20 protein-coding genes are annotated in these 24710 nt (G+C 48.1%); 8 read left to right on the plus strand and 12 right to left on the minus strand.

Going from position 1 to position 24710, the window contains the following annotated elements; translation table 11 throughout:
* Positions 1-11: 11 nt before the first annotated feature.
* The gene (locus tag F8N12_RS20345; RefSeq protein WP_150581985.1) at positions 12-806 is read right to left on the minus strand and encodes an SDR family NAD(P)-dependent oxidoreductase; all 795 of its coding nucleotides are present in this window, start codon (positions 804-806) and stop codon (positions 12-14) included.
* A 347-nt stretch (positions 807-1153) separates the two neighbouring features.
* Here F8N12_RS20345 and F8N12_RS20350 point away from each other — a divergent pair, with 347 nt between their 5' ends.
* Positions 1154-2518 carry a Wzz/FepE/Etk N-terminal domain-containing protein gene (locus tag F8N12_RS20350; protein WP_224787731.1) on the plus strand — a complete coding sequence of 455 codons (1365 nt, stop codon included), beginning with the start codon at positions 1154-1156 and terminating at the stop codon, positions 2516-2518.
* A gap of 63 nt (positions 2519-2581) precedes the next feature.
* On the opposite strand, the gene F8N12_RS20355 is transcribed toward F8N12_RS20350, so the two are convergent.
* The 8 genes from F8N12_RS20355 to F8N12_RS20390 all read right to left on the minus strand — a co-directional run bounded on the left by F8N12_RS20355 (position 2582) and on the right by F8N12_RS20390 (position 11701).
* Positions 2582-2914, minus strand: coding sequence for a ComEA family DNA-binding protein (locus tag F8N12_RS20355; protein WP_150581986.1), 333 nt, complete (start codon positions 2912-2914; stop codon positions 2582-2584).
* A 110-nt stretch (positions 2915-3024) separates the two neighbouring features.
* The gene (locus F8N12_RS20360; protein WP_150582021.1) at positions 3025-5019 is read right to left on the minus strand and encodes a polysaccharide biosynthesis protein; all 1995 of its coding nucleotides are present in this window, start codon (positions 5017-5019) and stop codon (positions 3025-3027) included.
* A 98-nt stretch (positions 5020-5117) separates the two neighbouring features.
* Positions 5118-6152 (minus strand): MraY family glycosyltransferase, encoded by a 1035-nt coding sequence (locus tag F8N12_RS20365; RefSeq protein ID WP_150581987.1) that lies wholly within the window; start codon positions 6150-6152, stop codon positions 5118-5120.
* A gap of 2 nt (positions 6153-6154) precedes the next feature.
* Positions 6155-7117 carry a UDP-glucose 4-epimerase family protein gene (locus F8N12_RS20370; protein ID WP_150581988.1) on the minus strand — a complete coding sequence of 321 codons (963 nt, stop codon included), beginning with the start codon at positions 7115-7117 and terminating at the stop codon, positions 6155-6157.
* Entirely contained in the window at positions 7114-8370 is a 1257-nt protein-coding gene (locus F8N12_RS20375; protein WP_150581989.1) for a glycosyltransferase family 4 protein, read from the minus strand. The genes F8N12_RS20370 and F8N12_RS20375 overlap by 4 nt, the downstream gene beginning before the upstream one ends.
* 14 nt (positions 8371-8384) lie before the next feature.
* A complete protein-coding gene (wecB, locus tag F8N12_RS20380; protein WP_150581990.1) occupies positions 8385-9515 on the minus strand; it encodes a non-hydrolyzing UDP-N-acetylglucosamine 2-epimerase in 1131 nt (376 codons plus the stop codon).
* Between the two features lie 23 nt (positions 9516-9538).
* Positions 9539-10657 carry a UDP-2-acetamido-2,6-beta-L-arabino-hexul-4-ose reductase gene (wbjC, locus tag F8N12_RS20385; protein ID WP_150581991.1) on the minus strand — a complete coding sequence of 373 codons (1119 nt, stop codon included), beginning with the start codon at positions 10655-10657 and terminating at the stop codon, positions 9539-9541.
* A 3-nt stretch (positions 10658-10660) separates the two neighbouring features.
* The gene (locus F8N12_RS20390) at positions 10661-11701 is read right to left on the minus strand and encodes a polysaccharide biosynthesis protein (RefSeq protein ID WP_150581992.1); all 1041 of its coding nucleotides are present in this window, start codon (positions 11699-11701) and stop codon (positions 10661-10663) included.
* 1118 nt (positions 11702-12819) lie between these two features.
* Here F8N12_RS20390 and F8N12_RS20395 point away from each other — a divergent pair.
* The 6 genes from F8N12_RS20395 (at position 12820) to F8N12_RS20420 (ending at position 19580) form a co-directional block, all read left to right on the plus strand.
* A complete protein-coding gene (locus F8N12_RS20395) occupies positions 12820-13215 on the plus strand; it encodes a sugar 3,4-ketoisomerase (protein WP_150581993.1) in 396 nt (131 codons plus the stop codon).
* A 156-nt stretch (positions 13216-13371) separates the two neighbouring features.
* Positions 13372-14490: a DegT/DnrJ/EryC1/StrS family aminotransferase gene (locus tag F8N12_RS20400; protein ID WP_150581994.1), complete on the plus strand. Its 1119-nt coding sequence runs from the start codon at positions 13372-13374 to the stop codon at positions 14488-14490.
* A gap of 11 nt (positions 14491-14501) precedes the next feature.
* Positions 14502-15764: an O-antigen translocase gene (locus F8N12_RS20405; protein ID WP_150581995.1), complete on the plus strand. Its 1263-nt coding sequence runs from the start codon at positions 14502-14504 to the stop codon at positions 15762-15764.
* Positions 15765-15784: 20 nt separating this feature from the next.
* Positions 15785-16726 carry a glycosyltransferase family 2 protein gene (locus F8N12_RS20410; RefSeq protein WP_191623193.1) on the plus strand — a complete coding sequence of 314 codons (942 nt, stop codon included), beginning with the start codon at positions 15785-15787 and terminating at the stop codon, positions 16724-16726.
* Positions 16727-16976: 250 nt separating this feature from the next.
* Positions 16977-18248, plus strand: coding sequence for a hypothetical protein (locus F8N12_RS20415; protein ID WP_150581997.1), 1272 nt, complete (start codon positions 16977-16979; stop codon positions 18246-18248).
* 264 nt (positions 18249-18512) lie between these two features.
* A complete protein-coding gene (locus tag F8N12_RS20420; protein WP_150581998.1) occupies positions 18513-19580 on the plus strand; it encodes an acyltransferase family protein in 1068 nt (355 codons plus the stop codon).
* A 512-nt stretch (positions 19581-20092) separates the two neighbouring features.
* On the opposite strand, the gene F8N12_RS20425 is transcribed toward F8N12_RS20420, so the two are convergent.
* The 3 genes from F8N12_RS20425 to F8N12_RS20435 form a co-directional block, all read right to left on the minus strand.
* Positions 20093-21556 (minus strand): hypothetical protein, encoded by a 1464-nt coding sequence (locus tag F8N12_RS20425; protein ID WP_150581999.1) that lies wholly within the window; start codon positions 21554-21556, stop codon positions 20093-20095.
* Between the two features lie 17 nt (positions 21557-21573).
* On the minus strand, positions 21574-21957 hold the full coding sequence (locus F8N12_RS20430; protein ID WP_318189653.1) for a GtrA family protein: 384 nt from the start codon (positions 21955-21957) through the stop codon (positions 21574-21576).
* A gap of 143 nt (positions 21958-22100) precedes the next feature.
* Positions 22101-23039, minus strand: coding sequence for a glycosyltransferase family 2 protein (locus F8N12_RS20435; RefSeq protein ID WP_150582000.1), 939 nt, complete (start codon positions 23037-23039; stop codon positions 22101-22103).
* 402 nt (positions 23040-23441) lie between these two features.
* Between F8N12_RS20435 and F8N12_RS20440 the strand changes: the two genes are divergently transcribed.
* Entirely contained in the window at positions 23442-24629 is a 1188-nt protein-coding gene (locus F8N12_RS20440) for an acyltransferase family protein (RefSeq protein ID WP_191623194.1), read from the plus strand.
* Positions 24630-24710: the final 81 nt, after the last annotated feature.

The raw sequence follows: 24710 nt of genomic DNA on the forward strand, positions 1-24710 counted from the left end.
TGGAGAACACCTCACTTGTAACGCGAGGCGGCTTTGCTTTTGGACAGGTTCGGCGCCATCACAAAACGTGCCGCGACAAATGCATCCCAATCTGCAGCATCGGGCAGCGACGGAATGGTGATCAGTTCACCCTGGTCCAGACCGGCCAGTGAGGCATCAACCATCTCATCCACGTCCATCACCATGTCCGCCGGGATCTGCGTCGCATCAACGCCCGACCGCTCCCAGATCTCAGTGCGCGTCACACCCGGCAACACCGCCTGCACCTTCACGCCGGTACCGTTCAATTCCGCATTCAGCGACTGAGTCAGACTCAGAACATACGCCTTACTGGCGCTGTAGGTGGCGTTGAAACGCTCCGGAAAAAGCGCCACTACCGAGCCAATGTTGATAATCGTGCCCCTCCCTGCCTTGGCAAAACTTGCGGCGGCTGCCGAGGCCAGGCGCGTGACGGTGGTGACGTTGAGTTGGATCAGACGGTCGAGCTGGTCTAGATCTGCGTTGGCCAGCAGACCGTCGGCGGCGACACCGGCGTTGTTGAGTAAGAGCGTGATGCTGGAGTCGCTGCGCAGGCGTTGTTCGAGTTTGAGTACGTCGTCTTTTTGGGTGAGGTCGGCTTTTAAGACTTCGACCTGGATGTTGTGATCTGCCCGGAGTTTGGTGGCTGCGGTCTGCAGGCGGGGTTCGTCGCGGGCTACGAGGAGAAGGTCGAAACCGCGTGCGGCCAGGCGTTGGGCGTAGATTGCGCCGATGCCGGAGGATGCGCCGGTGATAAGCGCTGTGCCTTGGGGTTGGTGGGAGTTCATTTAGGTGGCCCTATGAGTTAACCGGTATAGGTGAAAAAGATGTGCGGAAATATTATAGGCGTAATTTTGTGTTAATATGACAGTCATAATTTTTCATTTCTGACGAACGGTCTCAAGGGCAGGTCTGTTCGGCCGTAACAACGCATACAACGGGGTCGAGGCTACCGGATCACGTACACCGAAACCTTTATGCGATAAGCGTAGCCATTAAGTCATTTTCGGTAAGATTATTTACTGGATGATGATGTTTAAGGGAATACGGGTATCAGCAGCTCAAAGGAATTTTTCGCTAGGAAGCGTCTATTTCAACTGTTTCAGCCCTTTCCGCGCTTGCGATTTTGCTACCAATGCGCAAAAATGAAATGGTAACCATCTACACTTTTCTTACCGTAAGGCCAAAACTTCCAATATTTATTGGAGGCAAAGTCATTGATTTTGAGCGCGCAATGAATACTCCAGCAACCGTACTGTACAACAACAAACTCGAAGAAATTGAAATAACGGAGATTGTAAAAAGCATTTGGAAGCAGCGAGCCATTGTTCTACTGTTTACTGGGATCGGATTTGCTGCTGCCGCCACGTACGCAACTTTTGTCACCCCGGAATACGAAGTTAGCACTACAATAAAACCAGTTGGTATTACAGTTCTAGACCAGCTTAACGAATCTGGCCTTTATAATCTCTCGCCTCAGGATGCATTGAAGCGTGTCGGTTCCGCTATGGAATCCTACGACGTTCGGGTGAGATTTTTCACAGCCTATCCACAGTATCTGGATCCTATACGCGGCGCGGGCCAGTCTATCGAACAAGCGGTAGAATCATTCAACAGAAATGCTTTCTCGCTCGCGCAAATCGATCCAATCAAAAGTGGAAGTCTATCGCCGGCCATTAATCTAACCCTACGCTATCCACAAGGTGTAGACGGTGTAGGCATCGTTAAAGATTTCACATCTTTTGTGGTTGAAGGAGAAAAAAACCGAATCGAATCCAACTTGAAGACATTGATCGTTAACAGGGTCGACAAGATCGAGAAAGAGTTAAAATCCTCGGAAGCTGCTTATGAAGCGAATACCAGCTCTAGCATCGCAGGCCTTCTAGAGAAAGACAGAATCAAGAAACAGAACCTCCAGGACGAATTGAAAGCGTTGCGACAGCAACTGCAAACTCGTAAACAGAACCGCGTCAAAGAGCTTGACGAAGCTATCAGCATTGCCAAACAACTCGGTATCACGAAGCCTTCAACACCCTCCTCTCTGGGTGATTCCGGGAATGCCCGTGAAGGGAATTCGATTCGTACCGAAGTCAACAACCGCCAAATCCCACTCTATTTCATGGGGCAGTTGGCGCTAGAAGCGGAACGGTCAACACTGCTTTCCCGTCGCTCGGACGACTTTACTGAGCCCCGGATTGATGACATTCAAAAAGAACTGAGCATGCTCAACTCCAATCGTGAAGTTGATGCCTTGAATGCGCGTGAGAATAAAGAACTATTTCTTAAAGGATTTGCGGAAAGCCAAGGAAACCTTACGCGGCTAAAAAATCTCAATATAGATTTGGACCAGTTTCAGCTAGTGCGCATCGATAAGCCAGCTTCCGAGCCACAATCGCCGGTAAAGCCGAAGAAGGCGCTGATAGTCGGTTTAGGTCTACTGTTGGGCTTCACTCTTGGCGTTGCTCTGGCGCTAATTCGCAGAATGGTTCGACCCGCTTGAGCATTCTTTAACACAGCTCGGGAATGAAAGGCCAAACGGGCGGCCTTTCATTCCATTCTCCCCTCAGTTCGCTTCGAGCTTCCCGCGATTCCTGTCAAGGATGGCTTTGCCGATTCCTTTGACTTCCAGTAGCTCGTCTACTGACGCAAAAGGCCCGTTAATGTCGCGATACGCGACAATGGCCTTAGCCTTCGCTTCCCCCACTCCCGCCAGTTCGCGTTGTATGGTTTCCGAATCAGCGCCGTTAAGGTCGACCTTGGCACCAGGCGTCGAAGCCACCATGGATTGAGCGCTAGATACCGCGCCAGCCGGCGTAGTCGCAGGCGCGGAGTAAGCAAAGCCCGTAAAGCTGGACAGCGCTGCGAAAATCAGAGAGTTGAACAGGGTTGTTCGCATAGTTGAAGCTCCATCACATGTTGAGAAAGCAGCTTTTCCGAAGCTGCCTCTCAAATTTAGGTGATGTGTGGAGCCTGTCAAAAGTGTGTCTATTGCTGGATGTGAAGTACTCAGGGCTCCAGTCGGCGCTGCTGGTAAATCCAGTCAACAATCTCACCATCGGGAGAGTACCCACTGACTGTCTCGCGCAGTAGCTGGCGAACACGCGCGTAATCATCCTGATCAACGGCGCTCAACAATTCCTTGAGTTTCCCTTTGAGGACATCCCATGCGAGCAGGTCTTCATTGGCACTCATGATCATTGGATGCCGGGTGACTGCCACGTTGTCGCCGATGAGTAATTCTTCATAGAGCTTCTCGCCAGGGCGCAGACCGGTGAACTCAATTGAAATATCTCCATGTAGATTCTTTTCAGATCTGACGCTTAATCCGGAGAGGTGGATCATTTTTTCGGCAAGCTCGACGATCTTCACGGGCTCGCCCATGTCGAGCACGAACACATCGCCCCCTTGCCCCATCGAGCCCGCTTGAATCACCAACTGCGCGGCCTCGGGTATGGTCATGAAATAGCGGGTAATCTTCGGATGGGTAACGGTCAGTGGCCCACCAGACTTGATTTGCTTGTGGAACAACGGGATCACTGAGCCAGAAGAACCCAATACGTTGCCGAAACGCACCATGGTAAAGCGTGTTTTGTTCACGTGGGCAACGTTGGTTTTATCGCCGAATAATACGGGAGCGAGCTCGCGACTGAGCGCCTGAAGTGTCATCTCAGCGAGCCGTTTGGTGCTCCCCATGACGTTGGTTGGGCGAACGGCCTTGTCCGTAGAGATCAAAACAAAGTTAGAAACATTTGCTTTCAGCGCTGCTTGCGCAGTGTTGAGCGTGCCAATCACATTGTTCAGCACACCCTCTGCGATGTTGTGTTCGACCATGGGCACATGCTTGTAGGCCGCAGCGTGATAGACGGTATCTACACGCCAAGTTTTCATTACGTCCAGCAACTTCTCTGGGTTACGCACCGACCCAAGAATCGGCAAGAGCCGAACCGACAGGGACTCGCGGACGACGCGCTGCTCCAATTCCGAGAGGATTGAATACAGGTTGAACTCGCTGTGTTCAAACAATATGAGCGTGGTCGGATGCAGAGTGAGAATCTGCCTACACAATTCCGAGCCGATGGATCCACCCGCCCCCGTGACCATGACGGATTGGCTCTGAATGCAATGCTCTAGCAAGTCGGCTTGTGCCGGTACAGCATCGCGACCCAACAGGTCAGCGATATCGACCTCTTGGATGTCATCGACTTTGACTCGGCCACTTGCAAGATCCATGAAGCCTGGAACGCTTCGGACATGGAGCGGATAGCCTTCCAGAAAGCCGAGTATTTCACGACGACGACCGCGGGTAGCGGAGGGAATCGCCAGCAATATCTCTTGCGCTCCCGTTTGGTCAATCATCTGCTGAATGTGCTTCGGCTTGTATACCTGGAGCCCGGAGATAATTCGGCCGGCAATACTGTTATCGTCGTCGATAAAAGCAACCGGACGCATAATTCGTCCCATGCGGAGCGCAGCGACAAGCTGGTTGCCGGCTGCCCCGGCCCCGAAGATAGCAACCCTCGGCAGTCCGTCATCGCGGTTCGTGAACGGTACGTGCTGGGCCGCCGCGAACCAATCACCCAGGAAATACTGCCGCATGGCCAGTCGCAGACCACCAACCATAATGAGGCTCAGCCACCAGTAGTTGAAGATAATCGAACGGGGGACGATGTTCTGGTGGTTGCTGTACCAGTAGACGATGACGCCAAGTATCAGCGAAGACAAGCTGACAGCCTTGATGATGGCAATCAGCGCGTCATTGCCAAAATAGCGCATGACAGCACGATACATGCCAAAGCGTACGAATAACGGAATCGCGACAATTGGAGCACTGATAAACAACCATGTGTGCGCGAGGAGCGGATTGACCATGTCATCGATGCCGAGCCGGACCAGAAAGGCCAGCCACAAAGCAATCCAGACCAGAACAATGTCAGTCGAAACTTGAATCAACCGTTTTTGGCGGCGCGGCAACCCCAGCAAAAAAGCTCGTAATCTGTCCATTAATCCTTCAAACACCTTCCCCGCTCCTAAACTGGATTTGACTTGGTCATTGTACCTACTCGAACAGCACAGACACCTGCTAAATCGCCAATCACACCTCAACTGCCTGAAGTAGAAACGGCGCGCTCGAGTTGCCCAGCATGGAATTTCACCGCGAGTATGATCAACGGCACATATGCAACTACGAGTCCGAGAGCGCCATCAAGCCCCCAAACAGCCACACAATAAGCGATAGGCAGCAGCCAGAACAAATTGATAGCGGCGACGGCCAGCGTGACGGGCAAATGCTTGCCAAACTGCCGAGAGGCGAACTGGTAGGCGTGGCTGCGATGGGCTTCATACACCTTATCACCCCGGATCAACCGACGTAGCAGAGTGAATGTCGCATCGACGATGAACGCGCCCAAAAGAATCAACCAGCCCCAAAATAGCTGTGATGATTGCCAGGCAGCCTGCAGAGAGAGTACGCCCAAGGCAACGCCGAGGAACCCGCTTCCCGCATCCCCCATGAAAATGCGTGCTGGCGGGAAATTCCAGTAGAGGAAACCTAGAACCGCCATTGCCAGAATCAGCGGCCCCCAGATCAGCGCTGGCACACCAGTAATCCAGTACAGTAAACAGGCGCTAAGGCAGACGCACAGCGCCTCTACACTGGCAATGCCGTCTATCCCGTCCATGAAATTATAGAGATTCAGTAACCAGACCAAATAGACGGCAGCAAGAATGTGGCCAAACCAGTGCAGATCCAAGCTTAGCCCGAAGACCACGAGCGGCGGAAATCCCCCTATCCAGAATAATGCCCACAGCGCAGCACTGAAATGGCCAAGCAATCGCCAGCGGGCAGCTATGTGACCGTGATCATCCATAAACCCGACTACGGCTACTAAAGCTCCCGCCCCGCCTATACCAATCAAATGGAGCCATGGAACCAAACCGGAGAATCCGAGAATGGGGAGAGCGATGAGGAAGGCAATCACGATCGCCACGCCCCCGCCGCGCGGAGTCGGGATGGAGTGAGAGCTACGCGCATTGGGAATATCGATAATGCTACGGCTTATCGCATAACGGCGTAACACTGCCGTCAAAACCAAGGAAAGCACCGCAACAGCTGCTACTAGCCACAGATAAATCATTGTTATTGATTTTCCCGAAAATGTAATGCGGTGGCTGCCAACGCTTCATCCACGCTAACTGGGGGTTCCCAGCCTAAGAGTGTGCGCGTTTTTTTAATATCCACTTGTAGCGACCCGCATAGCCGTTGGGAGAGAGCCTTTTTGCCCAATAACAGCGCTCCGCGCTCCAGTATCCAACTGGGCACCGGAATGAGGCGAGCAGGCTTGTGAAGCGCGCAGGCCATCCTGCTCAGCAACGCGGTGGTGGACAAATCTTCCCCATCGCTTACCAAGAAGGTCTGATTGGCGGCAGCAGGGTGACCGATACAGGTGATGACCAGGTCAACCAAATTATCCAGTGCAACAAGACTGCGATTATTGTGGATCGCACCGAAAGGCAGTGGAACGCCCTTATCCAACCAGCGCATCATGCTGAGAAAATTCGCTTTGACCCCAGGCCCGTACACCAGAACCGGACGGATGATGACGATCTCCATCGCCGTTTCTTTGGCTAATTGACGAAGCGCTTGCTCCGCTTCCATTTTTGAAACGCCATATGGATCTGCAGGCGCGGGTTCGTCATCGCCAGTGTAAGCGGTACCTGGAGCGGTCCCCTCCCCGTTCACCTTGATTGAACTAATGAAGATAAAACGTCTTGCACCTGCGGCTTCCGCTTGGCGCGCGAGGTTCAAAGTGCCTTCAACGTTGACCTTCCGAAATGCTGCTAGAGGGTCAACCTCGGCGTCATTCATGACATGTACCCGGGCCGCAGAATGGATTATTACGTCAGTCGAGGAGATCTGGCCTTGCCACTGGGTCTCGCCATCAAAACTATTGATGCGCACCGTGGGAACGTCTTGCGCATCGAGTTGGGATTCACCGCGAACAACAGCAACAACGGAGTGCTGTTTGTCTTTTTGCAGGCGCTTGAGAACCGCACCACCCACGAAGCCCGTCGCACCAGTCAACAAAATAGAATAATTCATGAGTGACTGGACTTCCTCAAGGTAGCGGTTCGAAATAGTTGTTCAAGTCGGGCTAAAAGTAGAGGTTTCGAGTAGTTGCTCAAATAGTATTGGCGACCGGACTCACCCATTGCTCTTAAACCTTCAGAGTCGGTTCTGGCCAAAGCCAACGTTATGTCCGCCAAACCTTTTGCATCACCGGAGGAGCAGTTGAGACCCGCGCCTGACTCCTCGATCACTCTCGCTGCCTCTCCATTGATCATGCCCAGCAGAGGCCTGCCGGATGCAAGGTAGGCCTGCACCTTGCCCGGTATTGTTTTCTCAAACACGTCGTTGGTTTTCAGCGAAACCAGCAGCGCGTCCGCACAAGCAAACAGAGCCGGCATCTCATCCAGGGGATGTCTTCCCAGCAGCAACACGTTCGTAAGCCCGCGGGAAATGACTTGCTGGCCCAGCCAGTCGCTCATACGTCCATCACCAACAATTACCCAGCGCACATCCACGACGCCAACGAGTGCTTCGGCGGCATCCAACACTGCCGGAAAATCTTGGGCTTCTCCGAGATTACCTGCGAAGACAACTGTGAATACTGAACTGTCACGCGCCAGCAAAGTGGAGTCAGCGGGCGTAGCCCCGGAAAAATCATCTTCAGCCCAACTCGGGAAATAAACAATTCGCTCCGGCGCAATCTCTTTCGTGCAATAGTTTTTGACGTTTTCGAAAAAACCGTGCGATTGCACTAGGAGATAGTCAGTGCGATTATAAATCCATGAGACCATCTTGCCGACTACCGATAACAGTGCCGGATTCTTTAAAACGCCTACCGCCCTAAGCGTCTCGGGCCAGAGATCAAGAACCCAGACAAACACCGGCGCTTTTTTCAAGCGGCCGATCAGCAACGCCGGAATTGCGGCCATTATTGGTGATACCGCGTATACGAAAATCGCGTCAAATTGCTCGCCACGAAGCTTGCAAGCACCAACAACAGTTGCGCTGGTAAAAAAACTCAGATAATTCAGTATCAAATTCAAACTGCGTTTGTGCCGAGGAAGCATGGGCACCCGCACAACTTGGGCACCATGATAATGATCAAAATGATCTGGCGCTGCTTTGAACTCCTCGAATACTTCGCCTTCTGGGTAATTAGGCAGGCCAGTTAGAACCGTGACCGAGTGTCCCTTGTCGGTGAAATCACGAACCAAATCATTGATACGCATATTTTCGGGCCAAAAATATTGCGTTACCACAAGGATCCTTAACTTTCTCTCAGGCATGATCACAACTCGAATTAGTAGCGTTTCCAGACGATCCGATTTACATAGTCTGTATAGCTATGAACGATCCGGGCTACTTTTTCAGACACATTAGGCATACTGTAATCGGCAACCAGACGCAATGTACGCTCTGCACCAGACGCTTGCGAATCCAAGATCATCAGTCCTTGCAATACTCGCTCTACTTCGAGGCCCACCATCATTACTGCGGCTTCTTCCATTCCTTCTGGACGTTCGTGAGCCTCACGAATGTTCAGCGCAGGAAAGTTGAGTATTGAAGACTCCTCATTAATGGTGCCACTGTCGGAAAGCACTGCCTTCGATGCTAACTGCAGTTTATTGTAGTCTTTGAAGCCCAAGGGCTTAAGCAGCTTCACATTTTCGTGAAAAACAATACCCATGGCATCGACACGCTTTTGCGTACGTGGATGAGTAGAAACGATAACCGGGAAGCCAAAAGCGGTTGCTACAGTATTGAGAACATCGACCAACTTCAGCAGATTTTTGTCCGAGTCGATATTCTCTTCCCGGTGGGCGCTCACCACAAAAAATTTGCCTGCTTCTAGTCCCAGGCGCGTCAACACATCTGAAGATTCGATGCCATCACGATAATGGGTCAAGACTTCGAACATGGGGCTGCCTGTTTTGATCACCATGTCAGGTGAAAGCCCTTCCTTGAGCAAATAATCGCGCGCAATGGTGCTGTACGTGAGGTTGATGTCAGCAGTATGGTCCACAATCCGACGATTGATTTCTTCAGGAACACGCATATCGAAGCAGCGATTGCCCGCTTCCATGTGAAAGGTCGGAATTTTACGGCGCTTGGCAGGAATGACCGCCATGCAGCTGTTGGTGTCGCCCAGTACCAGAAGGGCCTCGGGTTGAACTGAGGCAAGTACGCGATCCACCGCGATGATCACATTTCCGATCGTTTCCGCGCCACTGCTACCAGCCGCGTTTAGAAAGTGATCCGGTTTGCGAATGCCAAGATCCTGGAAAAAAATCTCGTTCAGCTCGTAGTCGTAGTTCTGCCCGGTGTGGACCAGTACGTGCTCGCAATACTTATCGAGCGCTGCGATAACCCGCGACAAACGAATGATCTCGGGGCGAGTGCCTACGACTGTGACAATCTTCAACTTTTTCATGGTAATGCTCATTCCTTATGCGATTAGGCCTGGCTGCCCACAGCCATCGTGTAAGTGTCCGGAAGCTCTCGATCGAAAATTTCGTTCGCCCACAACATGACGACCATTTCCTCGTCACCAACATTGGTGATGTCATGGCTCCAGCCGGGCACGGTTTCTACAACCTCTGGTGTGGCGCCATCCGTGAACAACTCATAAAATTCACCCGTTACGATCTGACGAAAGCGAAAGCAGGCCTTGCCCTTGATGACGAGAAACTTTTCTGTCTTCGAGTGATGGTAATGGCCACCTCGAGTGATACCCGGATGCGCAGTAAAATACGAAAACTGGCCCGAGTCCCTGGTTTTGAGCATCTCTACGAATACGCCGCGATTATCCTCATGCTTAGGAAGCTTGTAGGTGAACGCATGAGGGGGCACATAGCTAAGATAGGTAGAGTACAGTGCCCGAACGAGGCCGGTACCTACTCGCTCGGTGATCATCGACTCCCTGCTTTCCTTGAATGCGTACAGCACTGCCGACAATTCGCCGACGGAAATCGAATAATTAGGCTCTACAACAGCCGAAGTATTGACCGAGCGCTTGCCATCCATAACTTCAACAAAGCTAGCTACAACATCATCAATATAAACTAGTGAAATTTTTGCATTAGCGTCATTTATACTGATAGGTAGGTCGTGCACTATGTTGTAGCAGAATGTAGCGACAGCTGAGTTGTAGTTCGGACGTGCCCACTTGCCAAAAACATTGGGCAATCGGAAGACATACACGTCGACTCCATGTTCTGCTGAGAGTGCATTGAGGGCCTCCTCGGCACTGCGTTTGCTAGAGCCATAAGCATTATCGAGTTCAGCCTGAATGGAAGATGTGTAAACAATTGGAACGTTTCGACCGCTTATAGCTATTGCGGCACATAAGGCTTTGGTCAAATCTGTGTTGCCGGTCTTGAACTCTTCTACATTTTGAGGACGATTGACCCCCGCCAAGTGGAAAATAAAATCCACTTCTTTGGCATATACATCCAGAGTAGCTATGTCATCCTCGTGAGAAAATTTTATTATCTCAACATCTTTTCTTTCTTTTAAATGAGCAACAAGGTTCCTGCCAATGAAGCCATTAGCACCAGTGATCAATACTTTCATGCCTTACTCCTCAGGCACCGCATGCTCACCACGTTGGATCGCTTTCATAAAATCCAGCTTGAGAAGTAAGCGCTGCATACCTTCAACATCCAGGCGATCAGTGTTGTGGGAGTTATAATCTTCCGTATGGGAAATTTTCTCTTCGCCCTGCTCTACAAACTTGCTGTAATTCAAGTCACGCAAGTCCGGTGGGACGCGGAAGTACTGCCCCATATCTTCTGCGCAGGCCATTTCCTCGCGACTTAACAGCGCTTCATAAAGTTTTTCGCCATGACGAGTGCCGATGATCTGAATTGGGTGCTCTGGCTTACCGACCATCGCGGTCAGCGCTCGTGCCAGGGTCTCAACCGTGGCGGCAGGCGCCTTTTGGACAAAAAGATCACCATTATTACCGTGTTCGAACGCATACAGCACCAAATCCACTGCGTCCGCGAGGGTCATCATGAAGCGAGTCATGTTCGGATCGGTAATGGACAGCGGCTTCCCTTCGCGTATCTGCTCAATGAACAAAGGTATTACGGAGCCTCTCGACGCCATTACGTTTCCGTAGCGAGTACCGCAGATCACCGTCTTGCGCTCATCAACGTTTCGGGATTTGGCGACCATGACCTTTTCCATCATCGCCTTCGAAATACCCATCGCATTGATCGGGTAAACAGCTTTATCTGTACTCAGGCAGACAACGCGCTTTACGCCGTTATGGATCGCGGCCTCGAGAACGTTGTCGGTACCAATGACGTTAGTCTTGACAGCCTCCATCGGATGGAATTCGCAGGAGGGTACTTGCTTAAGTGCTGCTGCGTGGAAGATGTAGTCCACACCGCGGGTAGCGGTCAAAATACTTTGATAATCTCTTACATCGCCGATGTAAAACTTGAGCTTTGGACTGGAATAGCGCTTCCGCATATCGTCCTGCTTCTTTTCATCACGGCTAAAAATGCGGATTTCAGCGATTTCACTATCAAGGAATCGCTTCAACACCGCATTTCCAAAAGAACCCGTACCGCCACTAATTAACAGCACTTTATTAGTAAAATGTCCCACGCAGCCCTTCCCAAAAAAGAAAAATAATTTAACGTAAAGCCATGCTAGGCGCTCGGCAACCTAGGTGTCGCCAATGGCTCGACCAGATGTGATCAATTTTGCACCATTCGGCCGCGTTTCAGCAATTCATAAGCTTGATCCCGTCAAAAGGCACCACCCAAATCTGCCACTTTCCAACGATTTCCTCACCAGTTCGACCTAGTGTGAAACATTAGCGCGACAAATGGTCATGCCCCAAGCAGAGGTGATTGAGCCAGAGAGGCACGTCAATCGAAAGTTCGTATCCCATTGCATCAAGCACCTGCTTAGCGCTAATGGCGGGCCACGGCAAGCGTGCGCTCATTGAAAACAGCACGACCTAATCCTTGCGTCACCAGACTCGAATGCCGAATCGGCAAGCTCAAGTCGGGCCATTGGACCTCCCGTACGCCTAATGCGGTTCGATCAAGGATAACCGTCGTTTTTTTGGGGATATTCAAAAATCTACTCAGCTACGCCTTCCCCCCATAAGAGCGCAGCGAGGCATGCTCTGCGCCAGCACCTATGTAGCTCGTACAGACTTAATAAGCCCAGTGTGAAAGCGGCTGCGAATGACTCTGCCACTTTTGACCGTTATTAAGAAAAATCTCGGCTCAAACGCCGCGATGTCTCTGCTAGAAACACCTACCCATCGGACCCGCGATGCAGCGAGGAACGCGCCAAAATAACGGCACAGCGACGCCCTGACAGGACTTTAACTCACAGCTACCACCTAGTTCAGCCCTGACCAGAAGGTCAAAGCGATCGTTCGGCTGGCGCCGACGCCACGTCTGTTTCTGCTGGCTTGAAACTGCCTTATGACTGTGAATCTTTTTGGACTCCAGCCAAGCCCTCTAGCCTCTAAATCATCTGCGCAAATAGCAATGCTGTGAGCGTCACTGAGACCCGGTAGAATCAGCGGTCACCAGCGCGCTAGCGAACAGGGTTTTTTCCTCAAACAACATGTTTCTGCCCCTGCGTCGCACGTTATGGACAATCACAGATAGCAGAGATGCCCGCAATGAGCTTAAAATTCAGGGCAAATCGCAACTCGCTGTGAGAAAATAAAGGTCAAAATTCTGTTTTGCTAAGGAGACAAAATGAGCTTGGTGCAATGTGTAAATTTTCCACTGCTTGGGGATGACCGCGGCTCGCTCGTTGTCATGGAAGGTAGCAAAACGGTGCCCTTTGACATCAAACGCGCGTACTACATTTTTGGCACTTCCCAAGGCGTATCCCGAGGTTTCCACGCGCACAAAAAACTCCAGCAATTGGCTGTGTGTGTGAAAGGCAAGTGCCGAATGGTCTTAGACGACGGTGCCAACCGTCAGGACGTTTGGCTGGATGCTCCGACTAAGGGGGTACTCATTGATGCTCAGGTGTGGCATGAGATGCACGAGTTTAGCGAAGATTGCGTAATGCTCGTTTTGGCAAGTGAACATTACGACGAAGATGATTACATCCGTAATTATGACAAATTTAAGTTGGGGGTTTGAGTTGGAGAGGTCCTATATTACTTTAGCAAACTATAAAGCCATACTGCGGCTGGCCCTACCCTGGTAATAATGTTGTGTCGCCGCACTGAACAGTTGAGACACAGGTCTCTATATTAGTACAAAATACAATTAATTAGACTTCCAAGAGTTGAAAAAATGATCTCCTTTCTAGACCTGAAATCAATGAATGCGATCACGCGTGACGAGTTGATTGAAGCTTGCACCAGAGTTATTGACTCGGGGTGGTACATTGCTGGCAATGAGCTAGCTCGTTTTGAGAGCGAGTTTGCGAGTTATTGTGGAAGCAAACATTGCGTCGGCGTGGCTAACGGCCTAGACGCATTGATATTGACACTCCGCGCTTGGAAGCACATGGGAAAACTGAAAGACGGCGACGAAGTTATTGTCCCGGCCAACACTTATATTGCCAGCATTCTTGCAATTACTGAGAATAGGCTCGTTCCAGTATTAGTAGAGCCAGAGCAAAATAGTTTTAATATTTGCCCCGGCAACGTTCAGGCAGCTATTACTTCTAAAACACGCGCTATTCTGCCGGTCCATCTTTATGGGCAACTAGCAGACATGCCTGCGCTGCTTGAAATCGCACGAAAGCATGACTTGCTTGTATTAGAGGACTCAGCTCAAGCGCACGGCGCAAGCATGGACTCTCGTAAAGCCGGAAACTGGGGCGATGCATCCGGTTTTAGCTTCTATCCAGGTAAAAATCTGGGCGCTCTGGGGGACGCAGGAGCGATCACAACCAACGACGATCAGTTGGCGCAAACACTGCGAGCGCTTCGTAATTACGGATCTCACGAAAAGTACAAAAATTTATATCAAGGAGTGAACAGTCGACTTGATGAGATCCAAGCAGCGATGCTCAGTGTCAAGCTCAAAGCGTTGGACCAACAGACTGTTCATCGCCGTTTGATAGCTAAAATGTATGTTAACGGTATTAAAAATCCAGCAATAATACTCCCTGTCGCTACGGATACCTCCCCGGTTGATTTTCCTAACCACGTTTGGCATCTCTTTGTAGTGCGCTGCAGCCAGCGCGACGCCCTTCAAGCGCATCTTGCCAGCAACGATATACAAACTCTTATTCATTACCCTATACCACCTCACCAGCAACAGGCGTACCCACAATGGAACACGCTTCGTTTTCCTGTGACAGAAAGCATTCATCAACAAGTATTGAGCCTGCCCATCGGACCTGCGCTATCAGTGGCTGAAGCAAAACAGGTCATCGATGCTTGCAATAGCTTTGTCGTATAGGCCGGCTGGGTATGACCCTAATTAAAACCAGTCTGCTCAATGGCATAGCAGTCATCATCAAAATGCTGACGCTACTCGGCATCAATAAGATCTTGGCTATTTATGTCGGTCCGTCAGGCTACGCCGCAATAGGCCAGTTTCAAAACGCCGTTCAGATGATCACTACATTTGCGAGCGGTGCCATTAATACCGGCGTAACTAGATACACCGCCGAGCATTTCGATGACGAGCTAAAGCAGCGCCTTGTATGGAGGACTGCAGGTACTATCGCACTCATTGGCTCAGTGCTGACTGGGTTGGCAATTGCTTTTTTTAATCAGTCCTTAGCGAGCTGGTTTCTTAAAGACGCAAGTTATGGCGGTGTATTCTTGTGGTTTGCTGCTACATTAGTACTGTTCACATTCAACACGCTGCTGCTTGCAATACTTAACGGCAAAAAAGAAATTGCTAGATACGTGGTCGCTAATATTGCAGGTAGTGTTTTCGCACTGCTCGTAACAACCGCAATGGCAATAAAATTCGGGCTCTACGGCTCACTGGTTGCGCTAGCAATATACCAGTCGATCAGTTTTTTTGTGACGCTGGCACTGTGCTATAGAGCTTCTTGGTTTAGATTTAGTTATCTGATTGGCGCCCCCGATAAGCAAACTGCCATCAATCTCAGCAAATATACAGCCATGGCTCTCACGTCCGCTGTGTGCGTCCCAGTTAGCCACATATTAGTGCGCAACCACATTGGTGAAACTCTCGGTTGGGCTGAGGCAGGGTATTGGGAAGCTATCTGGCGCCTTAGCGCGGCCTATCTGATGTTAATAACAACCACGCTCAGCGTTTATTATCTGCCTCGGCTGGCCGAACTTAAGGACGCCAAAGATATACAAAAAGAGATTACTCAAGGATATAAAATCGTCTTGCCTGTAGCAGCGCTTGGCGGCCTTATAATTTATGTATTCAGAGACGTCATTATATCGTTACTTTTTACAACTGACTTTGCACCAATGCGCGAACTGTTCGCTTGGCAGATGCTAGGGGATACTCTAAAAATCGGAAGCTGGATTTTAGCGTACCTTATGCTTGGTAAAGCGATGTACAAACTATTTATCGTAACTGAACTTGTTTTTGCGGGTAGTTTTGTCGTATTAACTTGGGCGCTAACAAATCAGATTGGTCTTGAAGGGGTAGCTGTAGCGCATGCAGTTAATTACGCACTTTACTGGCTAGTGATGGCATATTATGTTAAGCGTTATCTTAAAAGCACTCCTAACCAAATTTAATATTGTAAATGGGTTTAAATATGAGTAATCGACTTCCAAAAGTTAGTATCTTTATGATCTCTTACAATCAGGCAGCCCTCATTGAAGAGGCGGTATTGTCGTGCCTAAACCAGGATTACAGCAATTTTGAAATAGTAATCTCAGATGATGGATCGACTGATGGAACGGCTGAGATTCTTAGAGATTTTAAAACAAAAAACCCTGAGAAAATTAAACTAATACTTAACCCAATAAATCAGGGAATTTTAAAAAATTCTAATATCGCGCTGGATAACTGCTCGGGCGAACTGGTAGCTTTCATGGGCGGGGATGACATCCTCTATCCGAACAAAATAAGTACGCAAGTTAGAGCTTTTGAATCGAATCCAAAACTTGTCTTTTGTTATCATCCTTGCCATATATTAAGAAACGGGATAATTACAGAAACCGTCGGCAACCGGAGCAAAGATCTGGTACAAAATTTTCATCAGATGATTTCAAACTATGGTGCGCAAATACCAGGCCCCGTGCCAATGTTGGCTAGGAGCGCGCTACCAGAAGGCGGCTTTAACGAAAAAATTTCAACGGCCTGTGATTGGCTGTTGTTTATTGAAATATGCTCCAAAGGGGAAGTGGTACGATTGGACGAAGTGCTTTCCATCTATCGGAAACACGACAATAATATTGGCCGTAAAGTATTCTCATACGCGGACAATTTCTTGCAGACCTTAGATCTTGTTGAGCAGAAATATGGCAGTGACCCAGAGGTACTTAAGGCAAGTAGCAAGGGTAGAAAGCGATTTCTATTGGGCATCATTTATAACGCGATAATGGTTGGCAACAAAGAGGCGCTACATAAATACATCGAAATCTATCGGAACGCAGGCGGTAGCATGGCCACAGTGATAGACTTAATTGGAAGTTTACCCTTTTCAGGAATGCTCTTTAGATCCATCAAGCACTCCTTGAAGAAGATTGTTTGAGGTTCTGTTTTGCTAATTTTATTGCTAACAGTACCAAAACGAAGTTGACGTGTACTGATAACGCGAGAGGTTTCAGTAACAGTTCGACATGCTAGAGAGGCCTATAGCACATCTTCGCGCCTGCTTCCGATACAATTGTTAAGATCGGAGGAGTTTATCTGCACAGTCAGCACGTAAGATGCAACGTTTTTTTTGAATTAGCATAAATGAGCTGCTTTAGACTACACAATTAATTTCGGATGCTAGTAACATGGATAATACATTGCATAACGGGCAGGATCAAAGGCTAACCAAAGATTACATCTTGGTGACCGTTGCAGCAGCGGCATACCTGCTACATATGCTACGAAATATAACTGAACTCTACGCAGTTATCCCACTGGTAATATCAGCAACATGCTGTCTATTTTATCTATCAAAAAAGATAAAGGTTGATAGCACTGGATGTTGCGCGCTCATTATATTTATATTGATCTATTTTTTGCCTATATTTTATTCTTTTCTGTGGTACCCGAATGAAAGTTATATGGTCTCATTTGGCCGTTACCTGTACATAATACCGTTTGTCTTTTTATGCATTTATGCTATTTCAAACATAGCGGTATTTTTATACTTATTAAAACTATATTCAGCATTCATTGTGCTAGGAGGATTTTCGATATTTTATCAGATTGTGTTTGGACCAATATCTTGGTTCCCAGACGCATCCGAGCGTGAGGGTTTGGTCCGATTTTCATCACTCGCAGGAAGTCTCACAGCGTATGGAATTTTCGCGGGCCTAGCACTTCCTATTATTTACTTCATATTTGAAAATAAGTTTATTCGGCTATTCTCACTTTTCACCGTGCTAATTGCAATGCTCTGTACACTCCAGAAAGCCGCGATAGTGAACATTGCACTATTCCTCATTTTCTTGTTTTTGAGTGGCGCTGTTATAAACAAGCTAAAAATCATTGGTTTTGTGGTGTTTATCTTACCGATAGCCGTATTTACATTTTACTATCTTGACGTCAGTTATGTAGTCGCAACAGTCGATAATATACTAAGGTTGAAAGAAGGATCGGGCGCCTCAGATGTGTCATTTTCACAGAGCATACTCGATAGAATGTGGCTTCTCCCATCACAGCTCTATAATCTGCACGGCCTAGAGGGAATGATTTATGGGGTTGGAATGGTTGGCGGATCTGGGACCTTAGGCTTCCCAGAATATCCTATGGCTCACAACGGAGTATTCGATCTACTATTCATCGGCGGGATACTGAACCTCCTTGCCTTTTCCGCGATGGTCTTTTTTGTACTGTTTAGGCTTAAAAAATTAAAAAGATATTGCAGTCCTTACGGTTTCCCTCTCAAAGTTCTGAAAGTATCACTCTTCGTGTATTTGTTATTGTTGGTGAACATGATTTTCGCAGGCCCTCTACACGTGCAACCCTATGGAGGAGTCATGTTTTATGCCATTACGGTATTCATATGTCTCAGACGTGAGGAAATAAAAAAATTTGCGCTAGGTACCCATACATAGCTTGAAGATCACTCAGAATCGTTACCCACTAAAGTTGAAGTTCAAGACAAATATTGCGTGACGACGAAATCAGCAATATTGGCGCCGCCGGATGACAATTTTTATTGACGCCACGCTTACCTTGCTAAAAGCGGTGCAAGGTTAGCTAGCTGATGCCGCGGGTAAACTAAGCCTGAATGTGACTATTATTTTTCGTTTGTATTACCTGTTAGCTAGCATCTTTCCAAAACGCTTGAGCTTAATACATTTAACTTGGAACAACCAATGTCAGCGATCAGTACCAGCCGCTTAATCTTTCTTGACTATATGAGAGTTTTCGCATTTGTAAGCGTTCTATGTGGGCACAAATTTGCGGCTGATATTGAAGGCGCAATCAGCAACACGGAACTTCATATTACTATTCGATACTTGTTTGAAGCGATATTACCATTATGCGCTGGCGGCGCTGCTGGCGTCGTGGTTTTTTTTCTTACTTCGGGCTACATCATCACCCACGTTTTACAAAAAGAGACGACCCTCGACTTTGTCGTCAAACGGTTTTTTCGCATTTATCCGCTTTACGTTTTTGCAGTTACGGTTGAAACATTTATGGCGTGGTATTTTCAGGCCACTCCAGTCCCACCTCTCGCAGTAATGCTACCTAGATTGTTATTGATCGGAGATTTTTTTGATGTTCCAAATTCACTGGCCGGAGTCGAATGGACACTTCGCATTGAAATACTCTTTTATAGTGCAATGGCAATATTTAAAATTACTGGGCTTTTTAGAAACCAAAGATCACTACCTTTCGTATATTTAGCCCTGTCCACTTTTCTATACCTGATTCCAGCATTCCCTGGAGTAGGCCGCTGGAACGCGGGATATGTTAACACCTACACAGTTTTTCTTTTTATAGGGTCATTGATCTATTTAAGCCATCATAAACGTACCAGCAACACAATATGCGCGACGGTCGCATCTATATTAGGCTTAATGTTCCTAATAAAAATCTCCGCAATCCAGCCGTTCTGGAAGGAAAGTAATTACGCCATCATCGCGACGGGTTTATTTCTCATTGCACATCACTACGGTCCGACACTTCGCGACGGGCGTGTTCTAAGAGTGGCCTCGGACCTGACATTCTCCGTTTACCTCTTCCATAATTGGCTGTGGGGTTACCTTGAAACTCCGGTATCGAACATGGGATTGTCGGGACTGACTTCAAAACTATTTATAGCTACGCTTCTGTTTCTCATTTGTTATGTCTTTCACATTACTATCGAAAAACTAGGTTTATTCACCGGACAGCTGGTAATTAATAAATTGCCTAGGCGTCGCTCGTTTGTGAATTAATATCAGCGAAGCTAAGCTTTGCGGCGAGAGGCGGCAATCAAGACCAACTCCACAGCACCCTTACTGTCCCAAATACCTAGCGTGAACTCAAATAGGCGCACACCCCTTGAGCAATAAAATTTGAGGGTCGTCGATTTCGCCTCTTCTATTGAATATAAATAGAAGCTTAAAGGTTCGAGCACTTGTGGCGTACATAAAGCTGCTTCTAGATAATGTCTGCGTATTAGCTTGTAGCGCCTGAGTCAGAATTTATGCTATCTAAATGACCTGGAAGTCTCACGTAGGCGAAAGCTTCCCAAATTAGCCGTAATATTAAGCGTCGTTTGAATCTCAACACTTGTAGCCTTTGCTTCCGCTATTCCTCGACGTACCATGTCGCCATTGGCGACCAAGCCACGATGAAGTTGTAACTTTAAAAGTTGTGGTAATTACGTATCGGCATTCATGGCCTTAGAATTCATTAATAACGAGTGAAGGCAACGCGCGGGAGACTAGCGTATTGCCTGCGAGGATTATTTCAGTATAGGAAGAGATGCAGCAACCTGCTTCTTCGCACGCCTCTGCAACAGTATTACCACAGCGATAAAACCCAACGCCATGATTAGGCTGATTTGGTAAACGGTCATCGACATCCAAGGCCCATGTCGACCAAAATAGAACTGCCATTGGTAGCTTTGAAAACTCATTCCATTTTTTGCAGCAATTCCTATGTAATCCTTCATCCACAAGGAGGGCGCAAATACCACAGCCGAAATTGCTAAGCACCATACTCGTGTTAGCCACGCAAAATCCGCAACCGCAAAAATAACCACCGCGATTGGCAGTACACCGATCCACTGGCGAGTTTCTGATCCATAGGCCAGTAATGGGAGAAATGCAAAGCAGATAATAATCAGCGCCTTGGGAATAGAGCAATCGCGACCGAACGCCCAAGCTAAGCAAGCAGATATCGCGAGCAATATAACAGGTCCAAAACTGATGAAGTGCGCAATGATCGGCTTAAAAGGAGCGGCCAGCGACTGGAAAAACATATAATCGATTAACGGGGGCCCTTTGAACCCTCCATTCCAATCGACGCACGTCGTCATTAAAACCGCAGACACTGCAACAGACAAACCTCCCGCTATAAGTCCTCTGAAACTAATCGAGCGCCAAGTCGACGGATCCAATAATAATTTGACTCCCAGCCAAATTATCAACAGCAGGGAGATCAGCATCGCGGTGACCGACAGCAGGAACATATCAGCGCTGGCTGTGGTACCTATCTCGCTGGCTCCATGAGCAATCACGGATGATAAAGGAACGCTATAAATTTTGACTAACAAGATAGCGGACGTTGGCATTGCGACCAGTGCAAATAACCACAGTGAAAGCTTAGAATTTGCATGGTTGCTCTCGGGCTTTAAAGGGTGTTCATGGGGAAGCGCGGAAAGTATGAATGGGATTAAAAATAGGCCTGGCATTACCCAAGTAAAATATGCGCAGAAGGCATATACGGCCCACCTATATGAACAAACCCAGCACCATAGACAGATGCAAACCATCGCTAACGCAACGTTATCGCTGAGGACCGGATAAAACATAGGCATGCACAAAAATACCCAGCTACAGGTAAGTACTGCAACGGCTATTGTGGCAACCATTTGTTTAACGTTAAGCCGTAACATCGTGTCGTGGAGCAATGCAGCACCTGTTGAAAGCATGACCACATTTAGGAATAGCTGAATCCAAATTAGGCCCGCCGTAGGCGCACCTATTGACGAGGCTAGTATGAGAGGAAGAAAACCCGACATACGAATAGTCCGATAAGGGTCATTAAGTATAGGATCTCCTTGACCCAGTGTGTGAATATATTGAAGATACAGCTGCCCGTCCCACCCTGCTCCGTCGCCAACTGGCACAAAACCAACTATTAGATGCACTAGCAGAAGCAGACCTGCAACGATCAACCCACAAAATAAAGAAACCTTATTCAAGTTATAGCTCCAAGCGATCAAATGTTGCGACTGAATATTTTTTTTGAAAGTAGATAGTTCACGGGCACCATCAGTACGATACCCACGAGCAAGGCTAACCGCTCGCTGATGCGCAACTGGTCAACGAGGATCCATAGCAGGCTACCTGTCAACATATATTGCACGATATAGATGAGCGGAAACAAGAGAATGGATCGCAAACCACGATGACTTTTAAACACCAATGCCCTATTTAAGTAATACGCCAACACCACACCTAACGTATAAGAAATCGTGTAACTTATCTGGTAGGAGAAGCAGTGCAACAGGAAAAGATAAAGCAAATATGTGACTGACGTGTTAAAGGCGCCAGATAAAATAAAACGCCCAAACATACCCGGCCCAGCTAATGATTTAAGCACCAGAATTTTCCGCATGCGCACTTATACGAACCAAGTAATCCTCGCTGCCCGTGGGCTGAAAATCACTCAGCGAGACACCGTTTAGGTTTTCGTTTACCTTAAACTGCAGGATTCCGATCACCATCGTGTTTGGTGTATCACATTCACTCACGCTGAGCTCCAAACTTCTCAACTCGCATGGGGATCGCGTGTGGTCTGCTTTTCGTATTTTCGTAAGTACGCCATGCGTATGACCCTACTACTCCCAAGCCCATTAGATTTAAACTACCCAGCAGGGTGATCATTAGCATGGTTACGGCATAACCAGGCACGAGGATTTCACCGCCAAGTTTAGCCGCAATTACGATCACGCCAAAGAACAACGCCAGTACCGAACCTGCCCCGCCTACGCGTATTAACAGGCGGATTGGCAGATCAGTAAATGCAAATACACTATCCATCATGTAATTTATTTTTTTGCGCAATGTCCACGCGGACAAGCCATGCTCTCGTTTTTTTCGCAAATATTTTACCGAAGTCCGTCGAAATCCTAGCCAAAAAATTTGTGCAATCAGCGAGCTGTGCCGCTCCTCGAGCGTCAGCAAAGTGTCGCGAAAACTCTTGTTGCAGGCGAACATGTCTACGCCGCCTAAAGGTATTTCAGGCACTACATAGCGCCGGTACAATCCCCAGAAAATTTTTGAGGCCAGCTGGCTCAGTACTGGATCGTCTCGTCCTTCGCGAACCCCAACGACGACGTCCATGTTCTGGGTCATCAAAAGCGCGTTCATTTCCAGAACTAATTCGGGCGGTTCTTGAAGATCAGCCGCCATTACAGCAAATCGTTCGCCTAAGCCAAGTTGCAAGCCGGTACGAATGGCCATAAAGGATCCGAAGTTTCGCGACAGTAGAACCAGCTGGGACCGACAAGCTGTGTTCGGCAGATCGCGCCTTAAAATGTCATAACAGTTGTCCGGGCTGCCGTCCACTACAAAAACGACCTCGAGATCATTCTGTAAATGTGCGTTAAGTTGGTCAATCGCCGAGAGTAACTGCGGAATTGATCCTTCATTTCGATAAACGGGAATGACCAAGGTTAGCAATACAGACACCCCTATAGATGGCAGAAAGCCCTGAAAACGGGCGAGGTAGATTAGAGTAACACTATCATTTTTTCATAAGACAGAGGCGCTTACGGAAAATTCGTAGCTTAAAAGACTGCGAACACCCCCGAGCTAAGAACTACATACTGCTTTAGTAATGCGTAGAGCCCGATTCGAACAAAGCCAAGCGAGCCCACCCACCATGCAATCACACGCGGTGGGAAGCTACTCATCTCGCGGGCGAAAAACTGCACTACGGCGGAACCCAGCTGTCCACTGCGAATTAGATCACGTCGGTCGGCAAATCGCACGGTAGTGCGACATTTACGCTGCATTCGTATAGAATCCGAGCGCGCAACAGCATATACCAATTAGGCCCATAAACAAGAACAAAGGATGAACATGAGTCCCCCTCTCCATGCTTTGACGTCTCTCAGGTTCATAGCCGCCATAATGGTGTTGTTTAGTCATCTTGGATTTGCGGCGAGTAGCGAATCTGACACCATTCGATGGCTTTATGTCAGATTCTTTTATGAGGGTTACATAGGGGTTACGTTTTTCTTTATTCTTTCTGGTTTTATTCTTTCATACTCTTATGACCAGAAATCCAAGGCGAACAAAATCGACTTTATCGACTTCATGTCTGCGCGCATCGCACGGATTTACCCGCTCCATATACTAACCCTTCTATTGGCAGTGCCTATTTCAGTGATGGTTAGTCTGAAAATGACGCCGCTTAGCAACGCCATCGACACGTTTCTTTTAAACGCATCGCTTACGCAATCGTTCTCTTACTCACAAGAAACCTATTTTTCATTCAACGCACCGTCTTGGAGCCTTTCAGTAGAAATGTTTTTCTATCTACTGTTTCCAGTCTTTATAAGGATGAAAACAACACATATTATCTTTATAGCTCTTTTTATATTAGCCCTAAAGTACTGCACTGACAGAGACGCCGGATCGACCCCCATCCACTATATTATGTATATAGCACCAGGCTTAAGAGTCCCGGACTTTATTCTTGGATTAATTTTGTTCAGAATCTTCGATAAATACAATAAGCCTGATGTGATGTTGGCTACAGCGCTTCAGTTTTCATCCCTTATATTACTGGCAGTAGCGTTCTACTTCGGAAAATATGTAGATCAAAACTACAAATATGATACTTATTACATGATCCCCATGGGCCTTACAGTTTTGGCGTTCAGTTACCAGAACGGCTGCCTCGCTCGGGGATTATCGAACAAAGCTCTGGTGACGCTTGGAGAGGCAAGTTTCGCGCTTTACCTGATCCATCAGTTAGTCATCCGCCACGGCGAGCTCTTAAGGTTGAGCGTGTTTGATATGACGGGCCCAACCAGTGAGATTTTCTTTATCGTAATTTATGCGGCTTCAAGCATTGGGCTGAGCTATTTCTTATTCACTCGTTTCGAGATGCGGGCAAAAACGAAAACGTTGAACTTCTTACGGGCAATGAGAAATCCCAAAAGCGATGAACTGAGTTCACACGAGCGGGTTTTAGAAAGACTTGAAAATAACAATTCGAAAAATCCGGATCTTATTGTTCCACTTCCCGTTCCTACGAGCTGATGCTTATGGTCTCCAGGTAATCAACAAACAGCCCCGGTTGTACTACCGGGGATGTAAAATCCCTAAGCCGAGAAGCATGCA

The organism is Pseudomonas fluorescens (assembly GCF_902497625.1).
Classification (GTDB): domain Bacteria; phylum Pseudomonadota; class Gammaproteobacteria; order Pseudomonadales; family Pseudomonadaceae; genus Aquipseudomonas; species Aquipseudomonas fluorescens_BQ.

Bases quoted from the DNA above. Each gene is read 5' to 3' on its own strand.
- F8N12_RS20345 (WP_150581985.1), bottom strand. From the start codon at position 806: ATGAACTCCCACCAACCCCAAGGCACAGCGCTTATCACCGGCGCATCC.
- F8N12_RS20350 (WP_224787731.1), top strand. From the start codon at position 1,154: ATGCGCAAAAATGAAATGGTAACCATCTACACTTTTCTTACCGTAAGG.
- F8N12_RS20355 (WP_150581986.1), bottom strand. From the start codon at position 2,914: ATGCGAACAACCCTGTTCAACTCTCTGATTTTCGCAGCGCTGTCCAGC.
- F8N12_RS20360 (WP_150582021.1), bottom strand. From the start codon at position 5,019: ATGGACAGATTACGAGCTTTTTTGCTGGGGTTGCCGCGCCGCCAAAAA.
- F8N12_RS20365 (WP_150581987.1), bottom strand. From the start codon at position 6,152: ATGATTTATCTGTGGCTAGTAGCAGCTGTTGCGGTGCTTTCCTTGGTT.
- F8N12_RS20370 (WP_150581988.1), bottom strand. From the start codon at position 7,117: ATGAATTATTCTATTTTGTTGACTGGTGCGACGGGCTTCGTGGGTGGT.
- F8N12_RS20375 (WP_150581989.1), bottom strand. From the start codon at position 8,370: ATGCCTGAGAGAAAGTTAAGGATCCTTGTGGTAACGCAATATTTTTGG.
- wecB (WP_150581990.1), bottom strand. From the start codon at position 9,515: ATGAAAAAGTTGAAGATTGTCACAGTCGTAGGCACTCGCCCCGAGATC.
- wbjC (WP_150581991.1), bottom strand. From the start codon at position 10,657: ATGAAAGTATTGATCACTGGTGCTAATGGCTTCATTGGCAGGAACCTT.
- F8N12_RS20395 (WP_150581993.1), top strand. From the start codon at position 12,820: ATGAGCTTGGTGCAATGTGTAAATTTTCCACTGCTTGGGGATGACCGC.
- F8N12_RS20400 (WP_150581994.1), top strand. From the start codon at position 13,372: ATGATCTCCTTTCTAGACCTGAAATCAATGAATGCGATCACGCGTGAC.
- F8N12_RS20405 (WP_150581995.1), top strand. From the start codon at position 14,502: ATGACCCTAATTAAAACCAGTCTGCTCAATGGCATAGCAGTCATCATC.
- F8N12_RS20410 (WP_191623193.1), top strand. From the start codon at position 15,785: ATGAGTAATCGACTTCCAAAAGTTAGTATCTTTATGATCTCTTACAAT.
- F8N12_RS20415 (WP_150581997.1), top strand. From the start codon at position 16,977: ATGGATAATACATTGCATAACGGGCAGGATCAAAGGCTAACCAAAGAT.
- F8N12_RS20420 (WP_150581998.1), top strand. From the start codon at position 18,513: ATGTCAGCGATCAGTACCAGCCGCTTAATCTTTCTTGACTATATGAGA.
- F8N12_RS20440 (WP_191623194.1), top strand. From the start codon at position 23,442: ATGAGTCCCCCTCTCCATGCTTTGACGTCTCTCAGGTTCATAGCCGCC.